Origin of the sequence: Leisingera sp. XS_AS12, from assembly GCF_041224635.1 — a bacterium.
Taxonomy (GTDB): domain Bacteria; phylum Pseudomonadota; class Alphaproteobacteria; order Rhodobacterales; family Rhodobacteraceae; genus Leisingera.
This window is the reverse complement of sequence record NZ_JBGFGM010000018.1, coordinates 1-11,027: the sequence shown is the minus strand read 5'-3', so window position 1 is coordinate 11,027 and position 11,027 is coordinate 1. Positions and strand designations below refer to the sequence as shown.

Annotated in this window: 8 protein-coding genes; 6 read left to right on the top strand and 2 right to left on the bottom strand. The window is 57.2% G+C overall.

The window, feature by feature from the left end; genetic code table 11:
- The first annotated feature begins 4 nt into the window (after nt 1-4).
- From AB9K35_RS00185 to AB9K35_RS00170, 4 genes are all read left to right on the top strand, one after another.
- A complete protein-coding gene (locus AB9K35_RS00185) occupies nt 5-112 on the top strand; it encodes a transposase domain-containing protein (protein WP_369923920.1) in 108 nt (35 codons plus the stop codon).
- 91 nt (nt 113-203) lie between these two features.
- Complete coding sequence (locus AB9K35_RS00180) at nt 204-2,552, top strand: hypothetical protein (RefSeq protein ID WP_369923919.1); 2,349 nt, start codon at nt 204-206, stop codon at nt 2,550-2,552.
- Between the two features lie 282 nt (nt 2,553-2,834).
- Nucleotides 2,835-3,338, top strand: a complete 504-nt coding sequence (locus tag AB9K35_RS00175) for a hypothetical protein (protein ID WP_369923918.1) — start codon at nt 2,835-2,837, stop codon at nt 3,336-3,338.
- 236 nt (nt 3,339-3,574) lie between these two features.
- The gene (locus AB9K35_RS00170) at nt 3,575-3,964 is read left to right on the top strand and encodes a hypothetical protein (protein ID WP_369923917.1); all 390 of its coding nucleotides are present in this window, start codon (nt 3,575-3,577) and stop codon (nt 3,962-3,964) included.
- A gap of 74 nt (nt 3,965-4,038) precedes the next feature.
- On the opposite strand, the gene AB9K35_RS00165 is transcribed toward AB9K35_RS00170, so the two are convergent.
- The gene (locus tag AB9K35_RS00165; protein ID WP_369923916.1) at nt 4,039-5,922 is read right to left on the bottom strand and encodes a UvrD-helicase domain-containing protein; all 1,884 of its coding nucleotides are present in this window, start codon (nt 5,920-5,922) and stop codon (nt 4,039-4,041) included.
- Nucleotides 5,919-8,120 (bottom strand): ATP-dependent endonuclease, encoded by a 2,202-nt coding sequence (locus AB9K35_RS00160; protein ID WP_369923914.1) that lies wholly within the window; start codon nt 8,118-8,120, stop codon nt 5,919-5,921. The genes AB9K35_RS00165 and AB9K35_RS00160 overlap by 4 nt, the downstream gene beginning before the upstream one ends.
- A gap of 429 nt (nt 8,121-8,549) precedes the next feature.
- On the opposite strand from AB9K35_RS00160, the gene AB9K35_RS00155 reads away from it, so the two are divergent.
- Both AB9K35_RS00155 and AB9K35_RS00150 read left to right on the top strand, forming a co-directional pair.
- Nucleotides 8,550-9,089, top strand: coding sequence for a hypothetical protein (locus tag AB9K35_RS00155; protein WP_369923913.1), 540 nt, complete (start codon nt 8,550-8,552; stop codon nt 9,087-9,089).
- Between the two features lie 303 nt (nt 9,090-9,392).
- Nucleotides 9,393-11,027 (top strand): hypothetical protein (locus AB9K35_RS00150; RefSeq protein ID WP_369923911.1); only part of this gene is annotated, 1,635 nt, incomplete at its 3' end.

Below are 11,027 nucleotides of genomic sequence, written 5' to 3'. Positions count from 1 at the left end.
CGGCGTGGAGCCCTTCGCCTACCTCAAGGCGACCCTCGAAGCGATCGCCTCCGGTCACCCGGCCAGCAAGATCGACGAGCTGCTGCCCTGGAACTTCACCACGTCAAGCTGATCCCGCGTGGGGCGCAGACAGCGCTTACGTCAGCCCGGGAATTATCTCTGAGAGATTGCATTTGCCGCCGATGAGACGCAATGTCCGGAGCATGACCGATGATCCTGCTGCACCACCTATTGCCCGCCCCGTCGATATCCTCTCGGGTCTTGGTATCATGGAGCGGGCCGAAATGTGCCAGATTGTCGCTCTCATTGAATGTGTTGACGGCCTCTTTCTTGCGAAGGGTGCTGTAGCAGGCGTGGGCGCCAAGCTTGGTCTCGAAATGGACTCTGCCGCCAATTGCCTCAAAGCGTATCAGAATGACCTTGCCAATTCGTCGGCCACTGACGCCGCCTTACGCTTCCGCCTCTGGTCGAGGCTGACCGAGGCGATGGCCCTGCCGTCCGTTGTGCCTCTCTCGGAAAAGACAGCCAAACGATCCGCCTGCGCATTTGCAGTGCGAGCCTCCGAACGGCTGACGCCTTCGATCCGGGCACGCCACCGGAAGGCCGATCGCAAGGGACCTGAATGCGGCATCGCCGAACAGGTCGGCGGAAAAGCCGCAGACTATTGGAAGGCGGCGAAGGCCACCGTCGTCGGGGAACCGCCCCTGCCGTTTCCCGAGATCGTGGCCGAGGAGATGCTGGCACTCCTCGCGGACGACGACATCGTCGAGGCTGCCGCTCAGCGGGCCGATCCCGAAATTTCTGCGGCCCTTCGGCAGGGACAGGCCCGAGCGCGTTATGCCATGGCGGCTGGCGGCGCATGGGTCGGCGGAGCGGCCATCCTCGCAAATGCTGGTTTCTTGCCCTACTTGCTGGCAGCGCAGCTCAGTGCGGTAATACCGCTGGTCAGTGGTCGCACTTTAGTCTCTCTTCTTGCGACCCTCATCAACCCCGTGACCGTTTTTGCGGGCGCTGCCGCGCTCGGGTGGCTCGGAATGGGGCGAGGTTCACGAATAGTGCGCAGCCAGCTTGCGGCCCGTCTCGGAGTGCTCATGGCGGCACAAGGCGCGCAGAGTCGTGAGACAGGTCTGGATCGTTTCCTTGCAGACATGCGAAAGCTGGATCGGGAGCCTGCCGGTTCGTTCACCTGGCTACCTGCGAAATATTACGCAGATATGCGCCGCAGCGTTGCTACGCTTACCAGTCGCTTGGCCGGTCCACTACCTGCGCCCGCAGGACGGCCTCCGGAGCCCTGGTCGTCGAAGAAGATGTCCACCGATTGCTCAGATGCGATCACAACACTGGGCCTGACCGCGGGCGAAATGCTTTGGCACCTTGTGGCGCTCGACCCTAACGTCATGAAAGCAGCCGACTTCTCCCGCACGGAGGAAATTGGTGATCCCACCTCTTTCGCCTACCGTGCGATTGACTTCCTGTCTCCGGGCGCCGGATGGTCCCTGCGAGGATACACAGCTGAGCGGTTGGTCATGGACAAGCTAATCGCAGACGGGCATGTCGTGCAGCTCGCAGAGGCGAGTAACACACCCGGTCTGGATCTTATTGTCGACGGGACGGCAGTGCAGGTGAAATGCGGGAGTTCGTTCTCGAACCTGACAGAGCATTTCGAAAAATACCCGGACATTCCGGTAATCGCCAATGCTGCCCTTGCCGAGGAAGCCGTCGCAAACGGCGCGCCTTGGGCAAACCTCGTTACGACTCTTCCAGGCTTCGAGATCACCACGATTGAAGAGCAGATCGCAGAGACGCTCGGCCATGCTGTCGACTTGGCCGACCCTGACGTTCTACAGTTCGCGCTTTCCATAGGTGTGCTGCGCGGGGGTATCGAGGTCGCACGGGGACGGGTCCCTGTGTCCGACTTACCAGCTTGGCTCATTCTCGATGGCGCCTCGCGCGGCCTGCTCACCTTCACTGGCAGCAACGCCGGGGCTTGGATAGGCCTAATCTCAATCGGCCCGGCCGGCGCGCTAATCCTCGGCCCCACAATCGGCGCCGCAGCTCTCTTGGGAAACAGCACATTGAAGGGCTACGCCCAGAAGCAGCTCATGGCAAAATGGCACGGAGATCTTCAGCGGACAGCTGAAGAACTTCATCAGAGTATCATGGTATCCCTCGAGCGCCGTATCGACTGCCTCGAAGAGAGAGCTGGTATATTTGCTATCCATGCATCGCGATCTGATCTCGATGCATGGATAGCCCGGCGGACCCAGGATGATTTGATCGCCGCCTTAGAAGACCGTGCCAGCCTCATCGCGTCTCGCCCGCAGGCCGAGGCCGATGCGATCCGGCTGTTGTTCCAAGCTCGAGAGATTGCGCCGGCAGATGCTGCTGTGCTTATAGGTATCCGCGCGGTCGAACAAACGATTGCTCGTAAACCCGGCTTGAAGGATGTCATGATGGGAGCGGGGCATCCAATCGGCGGCCTGCTGCGATCGCGCCTGAAGGGACATTGGTTCAATGGCCCTCAAACGGAAGCAAATGAAGGCAAGCCGTAGTCAGGCTTGGCAAGGAGTTGTCAATTTGGGTCCGCAGGCGACCCACACACGACTTTGGGACGCCGTTCGGTTTCTGCGGTTGCAGCCCACTTTGCCGACGCTCACCGCAAACCCGAAACCTTTACTTGATCGAACTGTCAGGTCCAGGACGCAGCAGCCGTTTACGATCTCGAAAAAATGGCTGCTCACATCCGTTTTCCCCGCGGACCCGAATGCCTACATGTGGTCAAACAGAGCACGCCAAGCGAGCCACTCTCACCATTTTTGAAACGGACAGAATTGATGATCAACTATGTTGCTCCATTGGGCGGTCAGACAATCGGCAAAGCTGCAGGTCGCGAAGATGCCTGGTGGCTTTGTAGCCGCTATGGCCTGAAGCCATTTCGCTTGAATGATGCTTCAGCGGTGCGCTTAGAAGACGCTGAGAATGGGGCGAAGGTGTGGACTGTTCCCTGCGAGCACACCCAATTCCCATATGATCGTGCTGCCTTTGAAAATCGCCGTCGTGATGGCTTAGCTACATTAGGGAACGGCCTTCCAGCATGGCCTGTTGCTGAAGAAAATGGGATAGCATTCCAAACCTTCAAACAACGGCTCAGCAGAGGCTGGACGGGTGAAAGAGCAGCAACTGAAGGGGTGCGGGAAATAGCGCATAACCCTGATGATGAGTGGGAAGTAATTGCGCTGGAAAACGGGCTATCTGTCCGCGCATATCGCAGCCGTGTTCAGGCTGGTTGCCCTGAAGCCATCGCCGCAACAATGGGGCTAAGTTGGCGGAAGTGGTAGGATGCCTCTCTTAGCTGGCACACGCGGCCCGTTTCTGCCGTTCGCAAGGCTGGCTATTGCTGCGGCGCAGTTTCACAAGACCGGCCATTCGTCCATCGCGAAGCATTTTCAGAGGATGAAGGTCGGCAGTGCGGATTTTCCAACACTGTAGCGAAGTTCAGCGTTTTAAGGCGGTGGGACAGAAATCATCTCAACTGCTAAACTAAATCACAAGTAAAGAATAAGGATCTTTGACGGTGACCGACTTAGAAAAGCTCGATGACACAGAGCGAAGGTTCATTGAGGCTCAACACGAAATTGAAGCGCTCAGAACCAAAATCGCTCATGAAAAATGTCCAGTTAATGAGTGCGATGTTGTTCAGGTTAACTACGATGGCCAAGAGTTCTTATTCGTTGTAGGGTTAGCAACTTATCACCTTGACATGGACGCAATGACTGGAGAGTTGCTTGGACCGGTCGTAGGTGCTGAGACTGGATCGGCAGCATTTGGTTCAAAAACCCGGAAGTCGGATGGTGAGCCTGGGAAGCACCGCTATTGCATCAACGGTGCCGAATTTAGCCTTGAAAATGACCGGTGGGTCTCCCAACCAAAGGGTATCGAAGAAGCTCTCGGGATCGGAAACTAAGTCTGCTTGTAATGCGCCTTTTACGTCGATCAGCGTTGAGTTCATGACCATCCGTGGTCTGACAAATTCTCACACTACTCGAAGACGTTGATGAAGTCAGGCTCGAAAAAGGCCTTCTCTGTGATTGCATCACGCATCTGTGCCGTATCTTCGGCAAAAATAACTACGGCAAGGTCGGACAACGCCCGCGAGCAACAGACATAGAACAAGCGCCGTGTTCGGCCGATTACGGAGTCCCGCCCGGCATCTACATGAGCCTGATCCGTGTCAGAAAGCGGCGTCACACCAAAGTATTTGCCATAAGAGAATGCGTTCGATCTGCCCTCCTGATCATCAACGACCACTAAGACCTTTTCGAATTCCGCGCCCTTGATGCCTTGCTGTGTGGCAAAGGGCGAGAGTTTTTCGATGTATTTCCGGTAGCCCCACAACTCGGATGCCTCGCATTGCATGAAGCGCAGCGCTGCGTTCTCGGGGGCGGGATCGGCTACCTGTTCTTCAGTTCGGGCAAATTTCTCGACAAGCGCGGCGTATCGTTCGTCGAGTCCGAACAAGTTCTTGGCTTCCAGAAAACTAACGACATCGCCGATACGAGCACCGCTGCCGGGCTGAAGCATTGCCACCAGTTCGGCGATTTCGTCCCGCAGCGCATTCAGGAAACCGGCCGTATCTGCAGCGGCCGCGGTTTCGGGCTGGAACTGCGGGCTATGCTTACGCAGCAGGCGCATGATTTCGAATTCGCGCCCCTCCTGACGCGCGAGCGCGACCGGCATGATATACGAGAGGAAGGGCCGCACGACCCAGGCGGTGCCATCGATCAACCCCGAGCTCAGTTCTTCCGATGATTTGTCGTTGAGCGCGCGGTACAGGTCTGGAAACCCGAGACGCGCCGCAGCCATCCGGTGGACCAGCACCAGCAGCCTTAGCGCGCTTTCATCTTCGGTTTCTAACCAGCCATCATCATTGTCCTGATCGGCAAGCCACTGACGCGCATTTTCGAGCCGTTCTTGTCTCTGGTCGTCAGCCGGCAAGATCAACACCCGTGCTGTGCCTTCTACCGGAACCTCTTCACCGTCAACGATTTCACGGCGTCCGCGTGTCTGCTCCAGCCCGTCATCTTCGGCCCTGATCCGGTTGATAACGCGCAACACAGCTTGCGGGCACCTGAAATTCTCAGGCTTTTCCAGCGTTTCCCAGCCGTCCTCGGTCTCGATTGGACCGGCCCCCTGCATGTAGATCTTCTGGACCGGATCACCGAAGAAACCGAGACAAAACCCTTGGGGTGTTTCTCTCGCTACGTGGCGCAAGGCCTCGACAAAGGCGGGGTCTGTATCCTGGCTTTCATCGACAAAGATGACGGGAAAGCGCCGCGTCAGGACACTACGCATCAACGTATGATCCCGAATAAATGCGGGGCCAATCCTCAGAATGTCACTGTGACCGAGCACACCATTGGTGTAATCGCTCCCGGTGCCATAGCGAAAATTCTTGACGCGATCTATCTCGGCGAGTTGCCCCTGATATCGCACGATATCCTCGGCCGCACGCGCCTTAGTGGCTTCTCTTGTTTTAGGCTTGTCTATCTTTTCCTGCTTTTCGGCAATCTTCTCGTGTAGCCTGCCTTTCACCCATTCGCGGAGATTGTTCTGGAACGGCTTGATTACGGTCCAGAGAAAGCTGTGAATCGTCGAAACGTGGAAGAGATCGTCATTGCCGACATCACCGCGAATTTCTTCGACTGCCACTTCCGTATAGGTGATGCAGGCAACTTCTTGTCCGTTTCTGCGCAACGACGCCCCCTGCGTGCGTTCGATCTGAGCCAAGGCCTTTACGAGCGACGTGGTTTTCCCCGAACCGGCGCCTGCCACCATGACAAAGTGGCGGTTGCCGTCTTTGGCGAGCCGCTCATGAAGAGCCGTGTCGGTCGCTGTATTGGGCTTTCCTATACGGCTTGTCATTCGGCAGCACCCCCGGGCTCTTCGATCTCTTGCTCCGCAACGCCCAGTGTATCTTCAAGCCATTGCAGCCCCTCGGCGATGTAGCGGGGCACCGTCCAGCCATCGGGGTCTTTGGCGAGCAATGCGAGGGCGAAGTCTGTTTTCTTGTAGTTCGATCCGTGCACCTTATTGTGCAGCTTCAGAGCAAGGTCTTCGAGGTCCTGCGGCTCGCGTATCCGAAGCTTGAGTTCCCGATTGTCGTATTCCTGAGTCCATTCGAGGTTGTCGAAAGCGAAGGCAACCTCGAGTGTCCGACCGGCACGCTCAATCTGTTCATCACCGCGTGTGAGGTTGACCGTGCACGGATAGGTGACACGAACAGAACCCATGCCGGTCGCGTCACCCGGAATGGTTTTCGCCGCGGCATCGGCGGCCAGCAACTCGTCGATCCTGCTTATGGCCGGGAGCCACCGGGCAAGCATCTGGTTCGAGGTAACGGCATTTGGTGTTTCAGGCGTGCAAGTGCTACCCGTTGCAGCATCGTCCTCTTCGTCTTCTGCCTCCGCCGGTTCAGCCTCTTCGCTTTCGTCCACAGCGGCAGCCGGAGTCACGCTATCCAGGTCGGTGACGACCAGTGTCGTAATCCCAAGAAACTCGATAAGCGTGCGGAACAGGTGTGCGTAAGCACCGCCGATCTCCAGCACGCTCAGATAACACGATCGCAGGCCCGGCGCGGCCTTGGCGATCATTTGCGGCATGATCAGCCGTTCGACATTGCCTTCCACGAGCACTGCGGCATCAGCGAAGAACAGGTCGCAGTGTGTAAGCTTCAAGTATCTTTCCAGAAAGTCTCGGCTCGGATTGCCGGTTGTGCGGTAGAACGCCGACAAGTTCAGAACTGTCGACGCTTGCTGCGTGCCGTTGCCCTCGCGCCGAAAGTAGCGGATCGGCTGAAAGCCCCTTTCATACAAAATGTGTGGCGAGTGCGTTGTCAGGGCAAGTTGCGTATGGAACCCGTTCGGCGCGTCGTCCTCTGCGGCGAGGATTTCCCGGACCTTGTTGACGAATACCTGCTGCAGCTGCGCATGGAGATGCGCTTCCGGCTCTTCGACAAAAACCAGATGGACCGGGGGACGCCGTTCTTCCGTAGCAACCCATTGCGCGTGAAGGTCGAGCAGCTCGACCACCATGTAAATCAGGTTCTTAAAGCCAAGGCCGTTGTACTTGTCGGGGAGCGTAAGCCCCTCATCGTTTAGCGCATAGTGGACGTGTGCGCCGTCCTGGCTGTTCATCACCGTTGCGGGATTGAGCGCGGACTTGATCATCAGCCGCGGGTTAGTCAGCCCCGGATATCCCAATTGCGCGAGGCGCTCCAGCGTGTCAGCGAAAACCTGACGCAGGTGCTCGTTTAGCAGCGCCTCCGAGGCCGCCAGCGCTCTTATTGCATTCTGGTCTTCCTCGTGACGTTGCAGATTGCGCTGATAATAGCGGCTCAGGTGTCTGGAAAGCTCCTCGGCGCGGCTGCCGCCTTCACTATCCGAGAGGTGGCGCTGTGCATGTAGAAAATCGATTTTGATCAGGGAGCTAATGATATCCTTGCCGGTCCGCCCCTGTTCACGGAGCAATTCCTGCGGCTCGTAGCCTTCGTTGGGCTCCAGATCATCGTTGAACTGCGCTTCATCAAGAACGTAATATTTGAATTCGTACTCTTTCCTCAATTCCCCTTCAAGGAATTCGCGTAGCGACCGCGGCGGGGCGATATAGGGCTCCTGACCTTCGGGCGTTTCTATCCCCGCCACAGCTTCTTGCGCCTGTTGGTGCCGCTCATTGAAATGCGCCAGCGTTTCGTCTGCGTTGCGCGGCGCGAAAGCGATGCGAACACCGACCTGCGATCCCTCCCATTCGAGACGGGGAAGCAGATCGAGTACACGATGAAGGTCGTCCTGCTCCACGGTAAACCACAGATCGAGCGACAAAACCGGAAGTGCGGCATTGTCATTCCCGGCTTGAAACGCATCGATATCACTCCAGCGACACGCGCTGATATCGTGGAAACTGACGCGATCGCGGGTAGCGTTGACAAAGAAATTCAACGCATGGCCGACAGACGTCTTGCCACTGTTGTTCGCGCCAACAAAAATCGAGATATCCCGATCAAGGTCAATTTTAACATCCGCCAGGCGGCGAAAGTTCCGAATGGCTAACTTATTCAAATGCATCGTCAATCCAAATTAAAATCTGAACGCTCATGTTGTCGCGTCGCTTAGCGCGATGTTCGCCACACTGCCTCAATGAATCAAGATACTTTAGCAAAAACTCGCGAGAGTGGGCTTGTCTCACTCGGCCAGTGAGGTGTCGAAAATCGCTTCGTGAAAGCACTCGCCAAGTATTACGTTTGCCGCAGGACCTCTTTGGCCGCGGGGCCATGCCTCGAACAGCTGTTTCCCGCCCTCCGCATCAACCATCCTGGCTCCGATCCGGAAAGGTGGGCTAATGTCCGGTTCGCCAGATCATCCCTGACGCGTTCTCGCTTGCGGTGAACGTCTGGAAACCGCTCTTCCTTCCCTGTGCGGTGTTGTAGACCGAACCTGTAACCATTTCCTTGAAAACAGATCTGGACCCATCTTCCCACCAGAAATGGAGCGCAGATGGAACAATCAGACAAACCAAACTGGAAGCTGGATCTGGCAATGGTCAAGGATCTTGCCGAATTCTTTCGGATAGATCGCACTGCTGTACCGGATGTCATGACGACCATGGGGATCCCGAAGCGCGGCGCAGGCTATCCTTGGATCAGAATTTGGGTCGCTCTTGGTATCGACCTCGAAACTGTGAAAGACCCGGAAGATCTCAAAAACCCATTGGCGGAGCTGAAACAGGTGGCCGCAAAGCTGGGAGAGAGCGCAAAGACAACGCGCCGTCGCAGCAATGGTGAACACCGGGATAAATCCATTCCGGCGTATATCGAGTTTGGTCCCCGAAAGCGCTTGTTTTTTCCGGCAGAGATCGAAAGCTGGCTTCTGGGGGAACAGCTGCCCTTCGGCCGGGAACAGAAGAACCTGTCGTTCATCCCAGGACAGGCAAAAAGAACTGGAGCGCGCAAAGCAGCACGCAGAGAGGCCGAGGTCACATTGTCTCCGTCACCCTCAGCAGCTGCCATGTTTATGGCGCCGCCCAAATCGGGGTGAACCAGAACCGGGATTTCCTGAAATTCTCCACGGGACCTACCTCCTTTCCGCACCCGGAAAGGAGGTTTTCTTTTGTCTGTCAGCAGGGTGCCGCCATGCCCATTTCATCAGCAACACTCCCGCGAAAATGACACCTGGGCAGGAAATTGGCCGAACAACGGACAGATGACAGGCCGAGCGGACAAAATGACAAACGCCCCCGAAATTTCGGGTCCGGCAAATGGAGGATTAATTGTCATTTTCGGCTTCGGTTTGGGGAATAACGGCCAATTTGTCATTCAGCGGACAAGATAAGAGGCCTTCATGAGCTTTTTCATACCCATCGCGCCGATGACATTCCAGAACGTGCTGGACTGGACCATCGCGCAAGACAAGAAAGACTACGTCTCCCCGGTCAAGCGGTGCAGTGAGTTGTACAAGAACCGACACTTGCAAGACATTCCGGCCGATCTGGATGAATTCAAGCGACGCTTTCCGCTGGGCGGTTTTGATCCCCGGCATTTCAAGACCGAGAAGGCCTACAAGGCCTGGCGCCGGAAAGTGTCTGCCGCCATCAAAGGAGCCACCGGGCAGCTGCAGGAAGAACAGGAGCGCCGGGCGCGGCAAGACGCCTGGGCGGAGCTAATCGATGCTCTGGAGCCGCTCACCGGCATGCCCGAAGAGGCAATGTATCCGCACCAAGTGCTGATCCCAATCCGGAAGCTGGCCGATCTTGCCCGGCAGCATGGCAAAGACCCCAGCCAAATTTCCCAGGAATGGCTGTGCGGGCTGCGGCCACGTTTGGGATCAAATGAATGGAAATCCCTGCAATCCGCTCTTCGGCAACTGAATCATTTCCGGTACCTGTCTTCGGTTCGGCCGCTGCTTCCGCCCGAGCCGTTCGCCGAACCAGCGGTTTTGCGTGCCAACATCCTGCCGGGTATCCCGGATCACGTCGCCGCTGAAATCAGAGGCTGGGTGCTCAACGCGACGCGTGGAGAATACGATCCGGTCGAGGATAGATACGAGGAAGGGACCTCTGAGGATGACAAGTCCTTCAAGACCGCAGCGCTGCGCAAGTTCGTCAGCACCCTGTCGGAATGCGCTGGCCTGGAGACGGACCTCGGGCTGGGGGAACTTCTTTCTCCTGAAAATGCAGTCCAGGTCGTGCGCAGGTGGTCGTCTGACATGGATGGGGCCGGCAAGATTACCGCCCGAACGGCACATGACTACCTGAAGGCCATCTATGTCGTGATGGCGCGAAACGGCCTGCCGCCGGATGCGATGAAGGCGCAGCTCGCAAACAACCGGTTTTTGAAGCAGGGCAAGAAGCAGGGCAGCCACATGTCACCCGGTGCGAGGACCTTCTGTGAAACTCTGCTTGGATCGCAGAAACTGACCCTAACCTTCCTTTCCCTGCACGTGCAGCTGCGCAATCGGGCCCAAGAGCTCCGCAACAACTTCACGACGGATGGGCGGGCGATGACCGGGAGTGAAATCAAGGAGGTGCGTTCCATTGGTTCGGTGGCAGCCGTCTGCGCGCTCGAAACCCGCGGCGCACCGATCCGCATCGACAACGCGCTGGCGCTTGCGATCCGAGGCGACAACATCACATTCCACCTGCCGGGCAGGATGACTGATCACGCGACAATCACGCTGTCGCCGGAGCACACCAAGAACGACAACGAGATCTGGGCGCCGATCGAACGCGGCAACCTGAACGGGCTCGAAGTGATCGAATGGTACATGGAAACGATCCGTCCGCTGTATCCGGGTGCGGATAGCAGCGATTTCCTGTTTCCCGGGATTATTGCGGACGGCAATCTGCCCTACGAGACCTTTCTCGGCTGGTTCAAGCGCGAAACCCGTGCTGCCGGCCTGCCGATGACCCCGCATAATTTCCGCCACGGCTTGGCCTCGCTGCTGATCGAAGCCAACCCGGGAAGGTGGGACCTGCTC